Raw genomic sequence first — 17,696 nt, forward strand, 5'->3', positions numbered from 1 at the left:
TTGTTGCATTGCGATCTCCGGTTGTCCGACCGGAGATCGCCCGCATTACGCCCGATTGCGGGCGAATGGTTTCCTTCCAACAAAAAAACGGGAGGCGACTATGACAAAATCACTGACCAATTCTACCGGTACTGATGAGCCGTGCCTTGGACGCCGCACCCTCTTGAAGGGCGCGGCAGCGGCGGTAGCCGCGACCGGCGTTACGATGAACGCAACCCTGGCAGCCTCTGTCGCGCCATTGGGCCAGACCGGCACTCCGACGATATCGACGGCCCCGTTGCCCTTGGGACCGCTTCCCGGCAGCCGCTACCCGGACTCCCGTCTGGAATCCGCGAAGAAGGGGCCGCCAACGTTCGGGCCTGCCGACTTCCCGGCCTTCGCCGGCACCATGGCGGTTGAGCGTGTTGCAACCGGCTTCCGATGGGCCGAAGGTCCCGTGTATTTTGCAGCCGGACGATATCTGCTGTTCAGCGACATCCCCAACAATCGCATCATGCGCTTCTCGGAGGATGACGGTCATACCAGCGTCTACCGTCAACCCTCGATGAACTCGAACGGCAACACGATCGATCGCGAAGGACGCCTGATCACGTGCGAGCATAGTGGGCGGCGTGTGACGCGCACCGAACTCGACGGCTCGATCACCATCATTGCCGACAAATTCAATGGCAAGCGACTGAACTCGCCGAACGATGCGGTCGTCACCGCCGATGGCGCGATCTGGTTCACCGATCCGGCCTACGGCATCGGTGGCTTCTATGAGGGCATCAAGGCCGACCCCGAGCAGGAGAAGAAGAACGTCTACCGCGTCGACCCGAAAACCGGCGACGTCAAGGTCGTCATCGACGATTTTGTGGAACCCAACGGGATCACCATCTCGCCCGACGAGAAGAAGCTCTACATCTGCGAGACCGGATTCACGGACGGACCGGACAACCCATCGCATATCCGCGTGTTCGACCTCGACGTGGCGGCGGGGAAGGTGTCGAACAGCAAGGTCTTCGCCGAGATGCCAAAGCCAAGCATCACCGACGGCGTCCGCTGTGACACCGAAGGACGGGTCTGGTGTTCGGTGGGCTGGGGCGATCCGAACGAAGACGGCGTGCGCTGTTATACGCCATCGGGCGGTCTGCTCGGCAAGATTCATATTCCGGAAACAGTAGCGAATCTGAGCTTCGGCGGTCAGCAGCGAAACAGGCTGTATATCTGTGGCTCGACATCGCTCTATGCTGTGTACACCAGTGTGCAGGGCGCACTAAAGCCGTGAACATCAACAAATAGCGAATGGTGAGTAGCGAATAGTCGGCAGCGGCACGCCCTTCTGTTCGCTACTCGCCCCATTAACCCGTATTCCTCAACCCTGCCGAGATGCCGTTGATGGTGAGCTGAATCCCGCGCAACACCTGCTCGTCCGGGTTCTGCGCGCGGTGCTCCTTGAGTAGCTCGACCTGCACGTGGTTGAGCGGATCGAGATAGGGGAAGCGGTGGCGCACCGAGCGCTCCAGCAGCGGGTTGCCCTGGAGGAGCCGGTCCTGGCCCATGATGTCGAGCAGCGTCTCGATGCAGGAATGCCATTCGCGGCGGATGCGGCCGAAGATCTTTTCGCGCAAGGCTTCGTCCGGCACGAGCTCGGCATAGCGCGAGGCGATCGCGATCGAGCTTTTGGCCAGCACCATGTCCATGTTCGACAGCAGCATGCGGAAGAACGGCCATTCCCTGTAGAGCTCTTTCAGGAACGGCATGCCCTTGTCGGGATGCTCCGCGATCCACTGCTCGACCGCGCTGCCAAAACCGTACCAGCCGGGCAGCATCAGGCGGCACTGCGCCCAGGAGAACACCCAGGGAATGGCGCGCAGATCTTCGATCGCGCGGGTCTTCTTGCGCGAGGCCGGACGGCTGCCGATGTTCAGCGTCGCGATCTCGTTGATGACGGTGGAGGCCCAGAAATAATCGACGAAACCGTCGGTCTCGTAGACGAGGCCGCGATAGGCCTTGAAAGCCAAATTTGAAAGCTCGTCCATCGCGGTGAGATATTCGCGGCGCGGCGCGCTCTGGCGCGGATGCAGCAGGCTCGCCTCCAGCGTTGCGGCGGCGAGGATCTCCAGATTGTTGCGGCCGACTTCGGCGTTGGAATATTTCGACGAGATGATCTCGCCCTGCTCGGTGATGCGGATCTGCCCGTTCACCGCGCCGCCGGGCTGGGCGATGATGGCGTCATAGCTCGGACCGCCACCGCGGCCGACCGAGCCGCCGCGGCCGTGGAACAGGCGCAAGCGCACGCTGTGACGCTCGAACACGTCGACGAGGCCGATCTCGGCCTTGTAGAGTTCCCAGCCCGAGGTGACGAAGCCGCCATCCTTGTTCGAGTCGGAATAACCGAGCATGACCTCCTGTACGCTGCCGCGGCTGTCGACGAGGCGGCGGTAATCGTGCAGCGACAGCATGCGATCCATGATGCCGCTGGAGGCCTGCAAATCCTCGATGGTCTCGAACAGCGGCACGATGTTGATGGCGCTGCGCCCGGAGGGATGGACGAGGCCGACCTCCTTGAGCAGCACGGCCACTTCGAGCATGTCGGACATGCCCTTGCACATCGAGATGATGCATTGGGGAATGGCGTCCGAGCCAAACTTCGCATGCGCCTCCGCGGCGGAATGGAAGACGTTGAGCTCACCCATGGTCTCGTCGCTGTATTTGACGAATGGCGAGACCAGCGAGCGTGTGCTGCGCAATTCATTGGTGAGCAGCGAGATGCGCGCGTCCTCGCCCAGCGCGAGATAGGACATGCCGGGGTTCGCGGCATCCATCAGCTCGGCGATGGTACGTTCGTGCACGGCCGAATTCTGGCGGATGTCGAGCCGCGCCAGATGGAAGCCGAAGCAATCCACCGCGCGCCGCAGCAGTCGCAGCCGGCCGCGGGCGATGACGCGGGCATTGTTGGAGATCAGCGAACGGTGCAGCACGTCGAGATCGGCCTGCAGCTCCCTGACGGTCTCGTAAGGCCTGCCCTTGCCGACCGGCCGGCGCGTGATCTCGACCTCGAGCTTTTCGGCCGTCGCCGTCAGGCGCGCATAGATGCCGGAGACCGCGAGACGATAAGGCTCGCCGCTCCGGTGCGGCGAGGTGTCGGGCGAGCGTTCCGCCAGCGTCCGCAGCTCCTCGGAGACGTCGGCGAGGTGCGCTGCGATCGACAGCTCCGAGCCGAGCACATGCAGCTCGTTGAGATAGAATTGCATCACCCGGCTCGACTGCAGCCGCAGCGTCCCGCGCATGACGTCGGCGGTGACGAAGGGATTGCCGTCGCGGTCGCCGCCGATCCAGCTGCCCATGCGCAGGAACGAGGCGAGCTCGCTTGCAGCCGCCTCGCCGCTCTCCTCCAGCCGGTCTTCGAGCACGTTGACCAGCCGCGGTACCTCGCGCAGGAAGGTGTAGTCGTAGAAGGACAGGCCATTGGCGACCTCGTCGAGCACGGTGAGCTTGGTCCGGCGCAAGAGATTGGTCTGCCACAGCGTCAGCACCTCGCGGCGGAGCTGTTCGTCGCTGGCGGCGGCCTCGTCTTCAGTCAGCGCCACACGCTCGCGGCGGTCCAGCAATGCCGCGACCTCCATCTCGCGATCCATGGTGCTCTTGCGACGGACCTCGGTCGGGTGCGCGGTCAGGACCGGGCTGACCAGCGCGGTCTTGAAGAAATTACGCAGCACATCGGAGCTGATCCCGGCGTCCCTGGCATGGGCCAGCGTCTCCGCCAGTACGCCGGAACCGGTGCTCTGGGCGGCACTGCGGGCGCGCATCTGGCGAATGTTGTTCTGGTCCTCGGCGATGTTGGCGAGGTGGGAGAAATAGCTGAAGGCGCGGACAATCCGCACCGTCTCGGAGGTCGACATGCTGTCGAGGATCTGCTCGAGCTCGCGGCGGGCAAGCCGGTCCTCGTCGCGGTGGAACCGGATCGAGGTCTGGCGGATGCGCTCGACCAAGTCGAACAATTCCGCGCCCTCCTGGTCGCGCACCGTGTCGCCCAGGATGCGCCCGAGCAGGCGGATGTCGTCACGCAGCCGCACATCTGCCTCCAGCGCCTGGGCGTCCTCAGGGCGATTAGGGCGATGGTCAGTGGTGTCGGGTGGCACGGTCTGGAGGGACATGGCTCGCTTCCTTGTTCGAGCTCGCTTCGCTGCCCGGCTCAGCCGAGTGTGCAAGTTTTTTGCCGCAGCGCAAGATGAAGTTGGGGGCGGCGCACACTGAAAGGGGCGATCACTCCTTGCGGCTAGGCCGGCACGATCACCTTGCCGATCGGCCAGAGCGCGATCCCCGCAAGCTTCAGATGGGCCCAGGCAAAGGGAATGCCGATGATGGTGACGGCGAAGATCACGGCTGTCAGCACGTGGCCGAGTGCCAGCCACCAGCCGGCCAGCACGAACCAGATAATGTTCCCGATCACCCCGAGCGGGCCGGTGCCGATATCGCCCATACCGGTGACCTCGTCGCGGTTGACCGCGCGCGAGCCGAACGGCAGCAGGGCGTAGACCGCGATGTTGAACGCCGCCCGCGCCCAGGGAAGGCCGATGATGGTAATGGCCATGATGACAGAAGCCACCAGCCAGCCGAATGCCATCCAGGCACCGCCGATGAGAATCCAGATCACGTTGAGCAGAATGGAAACGGGGGCCATTAGATTTAGGAACCTTGGGATGATCCGGGGTCAATGAGCCCTCTTATAGCACGAGGTCATAGTCCATGACGCCGGCTGCGTTCGGCACGCAGCGATGTGCCGACAAATCCGACATCCTCGATCCCGCGCGAAATTTCCCTTGCGCAGAGCCACAGCGTCACCGCGGCGGCACCGATCGCGGCCAGCCCCGAGATCAGAACAGGATTGGGACAGAATATGACGAGAAGATTATCGAGTGGAACGGACCCGGTTGGCCAGCGCGGACTGCAAGAAGATGCCAGAGCCAAACCGCACAGCAGGATGGTGACAGCATTCGCTCCAGCCAGGGCGACCACGACGATCGCAAGACCCTTCTTCATGGAGAGGACGAGATCAACCACCTTCACGACCGCACAGCATGCGATCACGACAACGATGGCCAGGCCCCATCCGGAAATCCCGGCGGCGATGGCCTGACCGCTCCAAGCCCACGCAGCAGCAACACAGGCCAACAGAGTGAGATTGACCTTCACGGCTTCGGGAAATTTGCAACGAAGCGCGTAAGGATTCGCCTTCTCGATGAGGTCCAGCAATGCGCAGGCGATCAATCCGGCCGCAAAGCCGCCGAGATGGACGCCCCAGTCGATCCGCGAATTGCCGAGCGCAAACGCGATGTTCAATCCGATGTTGATGGCGAAGAAGTCGAACCTGACGTCGAGCTTGCCGAGGATCCACAGGCAGAGCAGCGCACCCAAAATGCCCGACGTGGCGCCGGACGCGCCGACGGTCAAATAGGGCGTGGAATGGATGCCATTGCCGATGACGGCGCCGAACACCATCGCGCAGAGATAGATGATGAGGAAATAGGCCGGTCCCACTCGCCGCTCGAGATGTCCGCCCCACAGCACGAGGCACAACATGTTCATGGTGAGGTGGACGAAGTTGACATGCAGGAAGCCATAGGCGAGCAGGCGCCAGTACTCATGCCGCGCGATTGCGCCCGAATACATGCCGCCATAGCGATACAACAACTCTGCCGGCGCCGCCGGACTACCTGCCTGGATGAAGCAGAATCCCGACGCCAGGACGGTCACCGTCATCAGCGCGTAAAGGGCCGCATGAGGAACTTCGAAGAAGCTGGCGCGGTATGAGGGCATCGGCGATCGCAAGCGGTTGGCGTGGGAACGTCAACCTAGCCGAGCCGATTACTGATTGCTACTCCAGCGTGCGCGATCAGGCGGCGCCTACCGCCCCTCGAACTTCGGCTCACGCTTCTCCATGAACGCCTTCATGCCCTCGGCCATGTCCTGTGTCTTGAACAGCGGCAGAAGCTGGAGGTAGACGTGGTGAACGTGATCGGAGAAGTTCTCGTTGAGGCCCATCCGCATCATGCGCTTGGAGGCCTGCACCGCGAGCGGCGCGTTGGCGGCGATTTCACGGGCAATCGCAGTGGCGCGGTTCATCAGCTCGGCATCCGGAACGACCTCGTTGGCGAGGCCCCATTCCAGGCACTCGCGCGCGCTCAGCGTGCGGCCCGTAAAAATCAGCTCGGACGCCTTGGCCCAGCCGAGCATCCGCGGCAGCAGCCACGTGCCGCCGGATTCCGGCACGACGCCGCGCTTGACGAAGGCCGCCGCAAGCTTCGAGGACTCCGCCATGATGCGGATATCGCAGCCGAGCGCGGTGTCCATGCCGTAACCGGCGGCGCCGCCGTTGACGGCGCAGATGGTCGGCTTGTCCATCGCCTGAAGCACGGTCGGCGGCGTGTTGCGCAGATTGATCGTGGTCGGCGAAGACGCGGCACTGAGGCCATTGCCGTCGCGCTCCCGACGCAAATCGAGGCCGGCGCAGAATGCCCGCCCCTTGCCGGTGAGGATCACGACCCGGACGTTGCGGTCCTCATTGGCCTCGGTCAGCAGCCGCGCCAGATCGTTCAGCATCGGGCCGGAGATCGTGTTCATGCGCTCCGGCGCATTCAGCGTGATCACCGCGATGTGGTCGGCGACCTCATAGAGGACTTCGTTTGCGGCGTCGGTCATGATCATTCGTTCCTGTGTTCGTAGCCCGGATGGAGCGAAGCGAAATCCGGGGTCTTTCTGACGCGAGCACCGCCCCGGATTGCGCTTCGCTCCATCCGGGCTACAAGGCTTTCAAATCTTCCGCCCCGCCTGCTCCCAATAGGGATCGCGCAGGCGGCGTTTGAAGATCTTTCCGGAGTCTTCGCGCGGCAGGCTCGTGCGAATCTCGATGTGCTTGGGCACCTTGTAGTCGGCGAGCGAGCCCTTGAGCCGGGTGCGGATATCGCCGGCATCGAGCGTGACACCCGGTTGCGGCTCGACCACCGCCATCAGCGCCTCGCCGAACTCGGCATCGGGGATGCCGAACACGGCGCAATCATGCACGCCGGGCACGGCATGCAGCACGGATTCGATCTCGGCCGGATAGATGTTGACGCCGCCTGAGATCACCATGTCGCGCTTGCGGTCGCAGATGAAGACGTAGCCGTCCTCGTCGATATAGCCGACATCGCCGGAGGTGATGAAACCGTCACGGTCGATCTCGGCGCGCTTCTCCGGCTTGTTGTGGTAGGTGAAGTCAGCCATTTCGGCCATGCGGGAATAGATCTCGCCGATTTCGCCCACGGGGAGCACGCTGCCGTCATCGCCGATGAAGCGCAGTTCGGCGCCGGGGGAAATCTTGCCGACGGTGCCGGGCTTTTTGAGCGCATCCTCAGAGGTCGCGAAGGTGACGGCGCTGGATTCAGTCGAGCCGTAGAATTCGTAGATCACCGGCCCCCACCATTCGATCATGGCGCGCTTGACGTCGGCCGGACATGGCGCGGCGGCATGGATGATGTGGCGCAGCGACGAGACATCGTATTTCTTGCGCACCGCCTCAGGCAGCTTCATCAGGCGGATGAACATGGTCGGCACCATGAAGATGGTGTCGATCTTGTACCGTTCGATCAGCTCAAGAAATTCTTCCGCCTCGAACCGCGGCATCAGCACCAGCGCGCCGCCGAGCTTGCCGGCGCGGATGCCGAACGAATTTGGCGCGGAGTGATAGAGCGGACCCGGCAGGATCGCGCGGGCGCCGGGCTTGAGCCCATAGATCATCGCACGCATGCGCTCGCCGGCCGCCGCCTGTTCCGGCGTCGGCGCATTGCGCCGCACGCCCTTTGGATGGCCGGTCGTGCCTGACGTGTAGATCATGTTCATGGGCTGCGGCACGACCGGGCCGTCATAGGGCTGGTGTTGCGCAAGCCAGGATTCGAAATCGATCGCGAAGTCCGGCGTCTTCAGGTGATCGGGGTCGATCTTGTAGTTGGACAGGATCTCCAGCGGGGTCGGCACGCTGAGCACGGTGACGCCTTTCGGGATGGCATCGCGCAGGGCGTGCAGCATGTCGGCATGCCCGATCAGCACGGACGTGCCGGTATCGCCAAGGATGTAGTTGATCTCCTCCGGCTTGAAGTGCCAGTTGATCGGCACGCCATAGGCCCCGAGCCGCATCGCAGCGTAGGCGGCTTCGAGGAAGGCGATGTCGTTGCGCATCAGCATGCAGACGCAATCGCCCTGCTTGACGCCGATTTTGGCGAGGCCGCTCGCGATGCGATCCGCGCGGTTGGCGACTTCGGCGTGGGTACGGCGGCGCTCGCCGGAGACGATGCCGAGGAATGGGGACGTTTCGCTCATTTGTTGCTTTTCCGATCTTTCGTCGGTTCAAAATTGTAGCCACACCCGCGATCGTCATTCCGGGATGCGCCGAAGGCGCAAGCTACGATGCGCAATTGCGCATCTGAGAATCCATACTCCCGATCGTGGTTATGGATTCCGGGCTCGATGCTACGCATCGCCCCGGAATGACGGGGAGTTACTAATCCACATACCTCGCCGCACGCTTCTCCAGATTGGAGCGCACCGCTTCGGTCTGGTTCGCACGACCGATCAGCTTCTGCTGCTCGATGGACTCGGCGAGCAGCGCCGGGCCGGGATCGACCGAGAGATTGTTGAGCAGGCGCTTTGCGGCGCGGATCGCATCGGGGCTCTTGCCGGCGATCTCGCGCGCGACTTCGAGAGCCGTGGCGCGAGGGTCGTCGCAGATGCGCGTCGCGAGGCCGTAGTTCATCGCCTCCTGTGCGGAGAAGATGCGGCCGGTGTAGGTGAGATCGCGCAGGATGTCGTCGCGCACGAGCGAGGCCAGGATCGGCGTGCCCGCCATGTCGGGCACGAGGCCCCATTTGATCTCCATCACCGACATCCGCGCATCCGGTGAGAGAAAGCGCATGTCGGCACCGAGCGAGAGCTGGAACCCACCGCCGAAAGCGACGCCGTGCACGGCCGCGATCACGGGAACCGGAAGCTGGCGCCAGCCCCACACCGCCTGTTGCGGAAAGTTCGCCTGGCCGTGCGTACGCGCCGTGAGGTCGCGATTTTCGCCACCCGGAATTCCGTTGCCGCCCTTCTCCTTCATGGCGGCAAAACGCCCCATGTCGAGACCGGCGCAGAAGGCGCGGCCTTCGCCCGAGAGCACGACGACACGCACGCCCTTTTCCTTCGAAAGCCGGTCGGTTGCGGCAACAAGGGCCTCGAACATCGCCTGATCGAGCGCATTCATCTTGTCCGCGCGCACTAGGCGCACGTCGGCGACGCCTTCCGAGATCGAGATCGAGACGCGCTCTTCCATGGATGAATTCTCCCCTGTTCTTGTTCAGTGCCGCTTTACAGGAAGCCGGCGGCCGGATTTAGTCAATCGACCAATTAACTGACAATGCCTGCGGAGGAAACAGCCATGTTCAAGGAAAATCTTCTGGCCGGCCGGAACATCCTTGTCACCGGTGGCGGCACCGGGCTCGGCAAGTCGATGGCGGCGCGCTTCCTCCAGCTTGGAGCAGAGGTGCACATCTGCGGCCGGCGCAAGATCGTGTGCGACGAGACCGCGACCGAGCTGATGGCTGAGTATGGTGGCCGCGTCACCAGCCACGGCGTCGACATCCGCAACGCGCTCGCGGTCGAAGAGATGATCGAGACCATCTTTCGTGACGCTCCCCTCACCGATCTCATCAACAACGCGGCCGGCAATTTCATCTCGCGCAGCGAAGAGCTCTCGCCCCGCGGCTTCGATGCCGTCGCCAACATCGTGATGCACGGCACGTTCTATGTGACCCATGCGGTCGGCAAGCGCTGGATCGCCTTGAAGCAGCCCGGCAATGTCGTTTCCATCACCACGACCTGGGTGCGCAACGGCTCGCCTTACGTGGTGCCGTCCGCGATGAGCAAGTCAGCGATCCACGCCATGACGATGTCGCTCGCGACCGAATGGGGCCGCTACGGCATCCGCCTCAACACCATCGCGCCGGGCGAGATCCCGACCGAGGGCATGAGCAAGCGCATCAAGCCCGGCGACGAAGCCGGCGCGCGCACCAAGGCCATGAACCCGATGGGCCGCGTCGGCACCATGGAGGAATTGCAGAACCTCGCGGTGTTCCTGATCTCCGGCGGCTGCGACTGGATCAGCGGCGAGACCATCGCCATGGACGGCGCGCAGGCGCTGGCGATGGGCGGCAATTTCTACCAGCTCCGCGACTGGAGCGACGACGACTGGAAAACCGCGCGCGAGAGCATCATGGCGCAGAACGAGAAGGACCGGGCCAAGCGGGGGTAGCTCGCTCTCTCCCGTATTGTCTTTGCCCGCGGATGACGCCACACTCCGCGACACAAAAACAAGATGCCACGGGAGAGACATGTCCACCACACAGCCATTGGCGAATCTCGCCGACATGGTGCGCGAGCGCGCGACCAGCCGCGGCAATGCCACCGCCTACGAGTTCGAGGGCCGCGTCACCAGCTTTGCCGAGTTCGACGTCAAGACCAACAAGGTCGCCAACGCATTGATCGCGATGGGCGTCAGACGCGGCGACCGCATCGCCTATCTCGGCAAGAACAGTGATCTCTATTTCGAGCTGCTGATGGGCGCGATGAAGGCCGGCGTGGTGATGGCGCCGGTGAACTGGCGCCTCGCCGGGCCCGAGGTCGCCTTCATTGTCGCCGATTGCAAGGCGCCGGTTCTGTTTGTGGGGCCAGAGTTCGTCACCCAGGTCCGCCAGATCAAGGACCAGTTGCCCAGCGTGCGCACTGTCATCACCACCGAAGGCGGCGCGCCGGAATGGCAGGATTTTACAGCCTGGCGCGATGCGCAAAGCGGCGACGACCCGAAGGTGCCGATCGACACGAAGGACATCGCGATCCAGCTCTACACGTCGGGCACGACAGGCAAGCCGAAAGGCGCGATGCTGTCGCATGCGAACTTCCTCAACCTCGTGCAAACCGGCAATGCCGAGGACAAGCCGGAATGGAATCGGTGGTCCACCGACGACGTGTCGCTGGTGGCGATGCCGATTTTCCACATCGGCGGCTCCGGCTGGGGCGTGATGGGACTCTATCACGGCGCCCGCGGCGTGATCGCGCGCGAGTTCGATCCAACCAAGGTTCTGGATTTCTTCGAGCAGTCGGGCATCACAAAGCTGTTCATGGTGCCGGCGGCGATGCAGTTCGTGGTGCGGCAGCCGCGCGCGAGGACGGTCGATTTCTCGCGGCTGAAATACATGCTGTATGGCGCCTCGCCGATTCCGGCGGCGCTGCTGAAGGAATGCATCGAGATCTTCAAATGCGGCTTCGTGCAGATGTACGGCATGACCGAGACGACAGGCACCATCGTCGCGCTGCCGCCGGAGGACCACGTCGAGGGCCTCGAGCGGATGCGCTCGGCCGGCAAGGCGCTGCCGGGCGTCGAGATCGCGATCCTGGATGCGGACGGCAAGCCGCTGCCGCCGCGCGAGGTCGGCGAGATCGCGACGCGCTCAGGCTCCAACATGGCCGGCTATTGGAACCTGCCGGAGGCGACTGCGGCGACCCTGCGCGGCGATGGCTGGCTGCGCACGGGCGACGCCGGCTACATGGACGAGGACGGATACCTCTACATCCACGACCGCATCAAGGACATGATCATCTCCGGCGGCGAGAACATCTACCCCGCCGAGGTCGAGAGCGCGCTGTGCGATCATCCCGATGTCGCGGAAGCCGCCGTGATCGGCGTGCCCGACGACAAATGGGGCGAGGCCGTGAAGGCCGTCGTGGTGATGAAGCCCGGCAAGCAGGCGACCGCCACCGACATCATCAACTTCACCCGCGAACGCATTGCCGGGTTCAAGACGCCGAAGAGCGTGGAGTTTTTGCCGGCCCTGCCGAGGAACCCGTCAGGCAAGATTTTGCGGCGGCAGCTGCGCGAGCCTTATTGGGCGGGGAAGGATAGAAGGGTGAACTGACCGCTTGGTGCGGTACCGTAGGGTGGGCAAAGGCGCGAAGCGCCGTGCCCACCAATCTTCGTTTGCAACAAGAACGGTGGGCACGCTCCGCTTTGCCCACCCTACGGCAGCGATGCTTCGCAGCAACCGCTCAATGCTTCCCCGGCCCCATATACCCGAACAAGAACCCCGCCACCTTGCGCATCTGGATCTCCTCACTCCCCTCCGTGATGCGATAGCGGCGGTGGTGGCGGTAGATGTGCTCGAACGGCTTGTGGCGTGAATAGCCCATGCCGCCGTGGACTTGCATGGCGCGGTCGGCGGATTCGCAGCAGAGGCGGTTTGCCCAGTAGTTGCACATGGAGACGCGGTCGGAGAGCGTGCGCTCGATCTGCTCCTCGGTGAGCTTGTCCATCTCCCACGCCGTCTTGCGGATCAAAAGGCGCAGCATCTCGGCTTGCGTGGCGAGCTCGACGAGTGGGAACTGGATCGCCTGATTCTCGGCCAGCGCCCTGCCAAACGGCTTTCGCTCGCGCGCGTATTTCACACTCTCGTTGATGCAGTAGACGGCAGCACCGAGCGAGCTTGCCGCCTGGCGGATGCGGTTCTGGTGCACGAAGCACTGCGCCAGCGACAGGCCGCGGCCGACTTCGCCGAACAACGCATCCTCCGGCACGAACACGTCCGTAAAGCTGACGCGGGGATGGTCGGTTGGCATGTTGAAGGTCCACATGTATTCCTCGACCTTCACGCCATGGCTCTTGGCCGGAACCAGGAAGCAGGTGATGCCGCGGGCATCTCCGTCATTGCCCGAGGTGCGCGCGAACAGCGCGCAATGCGTGGCGACGTGCATGCCGGTCGTCCACATCTTCTCGCCGTTGATGATCCAGCCCTTGACGTTGTCGCGGGTCGCGGGCACCGCGCGCGTCTCCATGTGGGTGGCGTCCGAGCCGTGATGCGGCTCCGTCAATCCAAAGGTGATGCGGTACTTGCCCTTGATCGAGCCGTCGATCATCGCCTTCTGGTCGTCGCGGCCATAGCGATCGAGCATGGTGACAACAGGGAAATTGCCGACGATGGAGTGCTCGTTCTGGAGATCGTTGTGCAGGCCGAGACCCTTGGCGGCAAAGTGCTCGCGGATCACGGCCATCCAGAGGTTGGAGCCGTCCTTGCCGCCATATTGCTTCGGCACCGGAAAGCGCAGATGGCCGGCGGCGTCCGCCAGATCCTTGGCCTTGCGCAGCAGCGCTTCCCATTCATGGCGCGGCAGGCCGCCATTGTCGAAATCGGTGCGCGCCCATTCGCGGCGATGGTCGAAGAAGCGGATGTTGTCGTCGGCTTGTTCGAGCGGCTTGATCTCGCGTTCGATGAAGCGATCGAGCTCTCCGAGATAGGCGACGAGATCGGCAGGCAATGAGAAATCCACGGCTCTCTCCCGGATTGATTTTGTTGTTTTGCGTTAAGGCGCTACCGCGCTTTTTGCTTCGCACGATTAAGGTGAGAAGTGCGCGCGCAAGTCAAGCAAGGCAAGGCGTGTGACGGGCGCAAGGCGCGCCCGCGCAATTCGATGGTGTCGCGGCGCCGACGCGCGCTAGTATGTCCGCAATATTCCTTCACGAGAAAATGCGGGAGCGCGCGATGGATCTGAAATTCTCAAAAGTGGAACGCAAGGGGCCAATCACGATCATCACGCTGTCGCGGCCCGAGGTCTACAACGCGCTGCACATCGATGCGCATTTCGAGCTCAACAAGGTGTTCGACGACTTCTCCGCCGACCCCGAGCAGTGGGTCGCGGTCGTCACCGGCGCCGGCGACAAGGCGTTCTGCGCCGGCAACGATCTGAAATGGCAGGCGGCGGGCGGCAAGCGCGGCTGGGACAAGGGCGGCTTTGCCGGCCTCACCTCGCGATTCGACTGCGACAAGCCGATCATCGCCGCGGTCAACGGCGTCGCCATGGGCGGCGGCTTCGAGATCGCGCTCGCCTGCGACCTGATCATCGCGTCCGAGAACGCGACCTTCGCCCTGCCCGAGCCACGCGTCGGCCTCGCCGCACTCGCCGGCGGCCTCCATCGCCTGCCGCGCCAGATCGGGCTGAAGCGCGCCATGGGCATGATCCTCACCGCGCGCCATGTCAGCGCCAAGGAGGGCCACGAACTCGGCTTCGTCAACGAGGTGGTGCCGCAGGGCGAGGCGCTGTCGGGCGCGCTGCGCTGGGCGGAGATGATCACCAAGAACTCGCCGATGTCGATCCGGGCATCGAAGCAGACCATCCAGAAGGGCCTCGCCGTGTCACTGGAACAGGCGATCGAGGAGCAGCGCGAATATCCGGCGGTGAAGGCGATGGTGGCCTCGCAGGATTATATCGAGGGCCCAAAGGCATTCTCGGAGAAGCGGCCACCGAAATGGGTGGGGAAGTAGAGCGCCGCTCTCCTCGTCACGACGACGGATGCCCCAACACCACAGGTGTCATGCCCCGGCTTGACCGGGGCATCCAGTACGCCGCGGCTTCAACGTATCTCACTGCCGTCTCTGGAATACTGGATCGCCCGCCCCTGTGCGCAATTGCGCACTAGGCGGGCGATGACAGCGGAGAATATGGCACCGTCTACCCGCCTATCGCCCCAGCTCCCGCTTGTATGACGCGTAATTCGGCTGGTCCACCGCGAGCTTGTCCATCGTGGTCGCCCACAGATGCTCGGCGAGCCCCGGCGTTGCGAGGTCGATCTCGCCCGTGGCGATGCGCTCGGCGAGCGCGCGGTTGAGATCGGTGACCGAGCCATCCATGCCCATCAGCGCGCGCAAACGCTCGACTTCCTTCGCGTCGCTCCCCTCCTCCTGCGTCAGCTGCCGCGTGACGAGGTCGAGGATGTTGACGGCGACGCGCAGCTTGAAGGCCTGGTGGCCCGAGATCAGCGGCGTGATGTCGTTGCGGAGGAAATCGGCGACCGCCTTGGTCAGCTCGGTCGGTGTTGGTTCGTCCTGCATGTGTCAGCTCCCGCGCGGCGCCAGCAGCCGCAACAGATCGATCTCGGTCTCGCTGGCGCGGCGGCCGATCATGGCGCGTTCCATCGAATGGTCAGGCCCCTCGCGAAACCGCTGCATCATGCCGCCGCACATGATGCCCCAGCGCAGCGTGCCCATCACTTCCCAGAATTTTACGCGCACGGGATCGACTTTTCGGCCTGCCGCTTCGTAGCCGGCAAACAACTCCTCGCGTGTGCCAAAACCGCCGACCGGCTTGTCGATCTCACCAAAACGCCAGGAATTGACGCAGACCCAGCCGAGATCCTCCATGGGATCGCCGAGATGGGCGAGCTCCCAGTCGAGCACGGCACGGACACCGTCGGCGCCGATGATCAGATTGCCGTTGCGGAAATCGCCGTGCACCAGCGTCATCTCGGCCGAGGGACCGGGATCATGGTCGCGCAGCCAGCGCAGCGCCAGCTCGAACACGGGCTTGGGCCAGTTCAGGCTGCGATAGTCGCGCTCGAACTCGCCGATCTCCTGAGTCGCGGACCGGCTGCGCAGCTCGGGCAGCTTGTCCTGCGGCAGTTTGTGCAGGCCGGCGAGCACGCCACCGATCTGCCGCGCGAGACGCGGCCGCGCCGCCGCGTACTCATCATCGCGAAGAATCTTGCGGGCGATGGTCTCGCCCTCGACCCGCTGCATGATGAAGCCGGTGCCGAGATTTTCGTCCGGCGTCAGCACATGCATGACGCGCGGCGACGGCACGCCTGCCTCGAAAGCGAGCTGCATCAACTGCGCTTCAGCGGCGAGACCCGCCGCGCGCGTCGGCGCGGCGCCATAGCCCTTCGGCGAGCGTCGCAGGATCGCGCCGATCAGCCCATCGGGATGCTCGATGTCGAAGCGCCAGGTTTCCTGGCTGGCGCCGCCGGACAGTTTTGCTGCGCCGGTGACGCCGGTCGCCCCTTCGCACCAGCGCGCGACGCTGCGGGAGAGCTCGGCCTCGATCATTTGCCTTTGAACTGCGCCGGGCGCTTCTCCAGGAACGCGCCAACGCCTTCACGGAAATCGTCCGTGTCGCCGGCACGCAGCTGGCACTGGAATTCGAGATTGAGCTGATCCTCGAACGAATTTTCGGGGCTGTCCCAGTAGAGCTTGCGGATCAGCGACAGCGCGACGGTCGGGCCGCTGGCAAGGTCGCGCGCAAGCTTCATCGCCTCCTCCATCAGCACGCCGTCGTCATAGACGCGGTTGACGAGGCCCCATTCCAGCGCCTTCTCGGCCGGCAGCCGCTCACCCATCAGCGACAATTCGACCGAGCGCGCCCGGCCGATCAGGCGCGGCAGCAGCCAGGTCGAGCCGCAATCCGGCACCAGGCCGATGCGACGAAACGCTTGAAGAAAATAAGAGGACCGCGCGCACAAAATCATGTCGCCGAGCAGTGCGAAGCTCATGCCGGCGCCGGCCGCCGGGCCGTTGACCGCGGTCACGATCGGGCAATGCAGATTGCGGATGCGCCGCAAGAAGGGATGAAAGCCGGTCTCGAGCGTCAGGCCGGCCTTGGTTTTCTTCGACTGGTTGTTGCGCCCCTGCAGATTCGCACCGGTGCAGAACGCCCGCCCCGCGCCGGTCAGCACCACGCAGCGGACCTCGCCCTTCTTCTCCTCGATCGCGTCGAGGGCATCGGAGAGGCCACCCAGCATGTCCATGGAGACCGCGTTCATCACCTCCTGATGGTCGAGCCGGAGGATCGCGACCGAACCATCGAAATCGAGCGTGACGTGTTTGAACTGCATGGTTTCCTCGTCAGTTGGTACTAGCGATGTTTCGCAGACCGGAATTAGTTTTGCCGGGGCGCATATTTGATTTTTGTCGCGGCCTTGTCCATGGTGGTCCGAACATACCTTGTCGTCGTATCGCACAATCTTGCGCGCACAGGCTGGTGCGCGCCCGTGCCAAAAACAGGAAACGCGCCATGAACCTTTTCGACCTCACCGGCCGCGTCGCCGTGATCACCGGCGGAAATGGCGGTATCGGGCTCGGCATCGCGCAGGCGCTCGCCGGCCAGGGCTGCAACGTCTCGATCTGGGGCCGCAATCCTGACAAGAACAAGGCTGCTGCCGCGAGCATGACGGGCCTCTCCGGCAAGGTCGACACCCGCGTCTGCGACGTCACCGATCCGGCTTCGGTCAATGCCGCGATGAAGGCGACGCTCGACATTTTCGGCCGGGTCGACGGCTGCTTTGCCAATGCCGGAATCGGCGGCGGCGGCCGGCGTTCCTTCATCGAGCGCACCGAGGAAGAATGGCGCACGATGTTTGCGACCAATCTCGACGGCGTGTTCCACGCGTTCCAGGCCGCCGCAAAACACATGACCGAACGCGCCAATGCCGGCGATCCCTTCGGCCGGCTGGTCGCGACATCGAGCCTCGCCTCGATCTTCGGCACGGCGCGCAACGAGCATTATGCCGCGACCAAGGCCGCGATCAACGCGCTGGTGCGCGCGCTCGGCGTCGAGCTGGCGCGTCACGGCGTCACCGCGAACGCGATCCTGCCCGGCTGGATCAAGAGCGACATGACCGCGGGCATCATGGCCAACGAGAAGTTCGTCGCCAATGTGATGCCGCGCATTCCGATGCGGCGCTTCGGCGAGGCCAGCGATTTCGGCGGCATCGCGGTGTATCTGATGAGCAAGGCGTCGTCGTATCACACCGCGGATACGTTCGTGATCGACGGCGGCTATACGGCGTTTTGAATCTCGTAGCCCGGATGGAGCGAAGCGTA

General features: G+C 63.8%; 15 protein-coding genes. 5 read left to right on the forward strand and 10 right to left on the reverse strand.

Annotated features, from left to right (window positions below; genetic code table 11):
• The first annotated feature begins 100 nt into the window (after window positions 1-100).
• On the forward strand, window positions 101-1,267 hold the full coding sequence (locus AB7531_RS32165; protein ID WP_063984675.1) for an SMP-30/gluconolactonase/LRE family protein: 1,167 nt from the start codon (window positions 101-103) through the stop codon (window positions 1,265-1,267).
• Between the two features lie 73 nt (window positions 1,268-1,340).
• Here the strand turns inward: AB7531_RS32165 and ppc are convergent, their stop codons facing one another.
• The 6 genes from ppc to AB7531_RS32195 form a co-directional block, all read right to left on the reverse strand.
• Window positions 1,341-4,139 carry a phosphoenolpyruvate carboxylase gene (gene ppc / locus AB7531_RS32170; RefSeq protein WP_063984676.1) on the reverse strand — a complete coding sequence of 933 codons (2,799 nt, stop codon included), beginning with the start codon at window positions 4,137-4,139 and terminating at the stop codon, window positions 1,341-1,343.
• A 122-nt stretch (window positions 4,140-4,261) separates the two neighbouring features.
• Window positions 4,262-4,666 carry a YccF domain-containing protein gene (locus AB7531_RS32175; protein ID WP_071915736.1) on the reverse strand — a complete coding sequence of 135 codons (405 nt, stop codon included), beginning with the start codon at window positions 4,664-4,666 and terminating at the stop codon, window positions 4,262-4,264.
• Between the two features lie 56 nt (window positions 4,667-4,722).
• Entirely contained in the window at window positions 4,723-5,802 is a 1,080-nt protein-coding gene (locus tag AB7531_RS32180) for a rhomboid family intramembrane serine protease (protein WP_063984678.1), read from the reverse strand.
• Window positions 5,803-5,889: 87 nt separating this feature from the next.
• A complete protein-coding gene (locus AB7531_RS32185; protein ID WP_063986557.1) occupies window positions 5,890-6,684 on the reverse strand; it encodes an enoyl-CoA hydratase/isomerase family protein in 795 nt (264 codons plus the stop codon).
• 111 nt (window positions 6,685-6,795) lie between these two features.
• Window positions 6,796-8,340 (reverse strand): acyl-CoA synthetase, encoded by a 1,545-nt coding sequence (locus AB7531_RS32190; RefSeq protein ID WP_231144416.1) that lies wholly within the window; start codon window positions 8,338-8,340, stop codon window positions 6,796-6,798.
• 181 nt (window positions 8,341-8,521) lie between these two features.
• Window positions 8,522-9,331: a crotonase/enoyl-CoA hydratase family protein gene (locus AB7531_RS32195; RefSeq protein ID WP_063984680.1), complete on the reverse strand. Its 810-nt coding sequence runs from the start codon at window positions 9,329-9,331 to the stop codon at window positions 8,522-8,524.
• Between the two features lie 105 nt (window positions 9,332-9,436).
• Here AB7531_RS32195 and AB7531_RS32200 point away from each other — a divergent pair, with 105 nt between their 5' ends.
• Complete coding sequence (locus AB7531_RS32200) at window positions 9,437-10,309, forward strand: SDR family oxidoreductase (RefSeq protein WP_063986558.1); 873 nt, start codon at window positions 9,437-9,439, stop codon at window positions 10,307-10,309.
• Between the two features lie 79 nt (window positions 10,310-10,388).
• A complete protein-coding gene (locus tag AB7531_RS32205; protein WP_063984681.1) occupies window positions 10,389-11,969 on the forward strand; it encodes a fatty acid--CoA ligase in 1,581 nt (526 codons plus the stop codon).
• Between the two features lie 130 nt (window positions 11,970-12,099).
• On the opposite strand, the gene AB7531_RS32210 is transcribed toward AB7531_RS32205, so the two are convergent.
• On the reverse strand, window positions 12,100-13,374 hold the full coding sequence (locus tag AB7531_RS32210; RefSeq protein ID WP_063984682.1) for an acyl-CoA dehydrogenase family protein: 1,275 nt from the start codon (window positions 13,372-13,374) through the stop codon (window positions 12,100-12,102).
• Window positions 13,375-13,586: 212 nt separating this feature from the next.
• Between AB7531_RS32210 and AB7531_RS32215 the strand changes: the two genes are divergently transcribed.
• A complete protein-coding gene (locus tag AB7531_RS32215; RefSeq protein ID WP_166351187.1) occupies window positions 13,587-14,366 on the forward strand; it encodes an enoyl-CoA hydratase-related protein in 780 nt (259 codons plus the stop codon).
• 195 nt (window positions 14,367-14,561) lie between these two features.
• Here the strand turns inward: AB7531_RS32215 and AB7531_RS32220 are convergent, their stop codons facing one another.
• From AB7531_RS32220 to AB7531_RS32230, 3 genes are read right to left on the reverse strand one after another with little or no spacing between them, the layout of a single operon-like run.
• Window positions 14,562-14,933: a DUF6285 domain-containing protein gene (locus AB7531_RS32220; protein ID WP_063984684.1), complete on the reverse strand. Its 372-nt coding sequence runs from the start codon at window positions 14,931-14,933 to the stop codon at window positions 14,562-14,564.
• Between the two features lie 3 nt (window positions 14,934-14,936).
• On the reverse strand, window positions 14,937-15,923 hold the full coding sequence (locus AB7531_RS32225) for a phosphotransferase family protein (RefSeq protein ID WP_063984685.1): 987 nt from the start codon (window positions 15,921-15,923) through the stop codon (window positions 14,937-14,939).
• Entirely contained in the window at window positions 15,920-16,708 is a 789-nt protein-coding gene (locus AB7531_RS32230) for an enoyl-CoA hydratase/isomerase (protein WP_028146899.1), read from the reverse strand. The genes AB7531_RS32225 and AB7531_RS32230 overlap by 4 nt, the downstream gene beginning before the upstream one ends.
• 179 nt (window positions 16,709-16,887) lie before the next feature.
• On the opposite strand from AB7531_RS32230, the gene AB7531_RS32235 reads away from it, so the two are divergent.
• Entirely contained in the window at window positions 16,888-17,667 is a 780-nt protein-coding gene (locus AB7531_RS32235; RefSeq protein ID WP_063986559.1) for an SDR family NAD(P)-dependent oxidoreductase, read from the forward strand.
• Window positions 17,668-17,696 lie beyond the last annotated feature (29 nt).

The sequence above is a fragment of the Bradyrhizobium sp. 63_E2_N1_3 genome (assembly GCF_052076005.1).
GTDB classification, from domain to species: domain Bacteria; phylum Pseudomonadota; class Alphaproteobacteria; order Rhizobiales; family Xanthobacteraceae; genus Bradyrhizobium; species Bradyrhizobium barranii.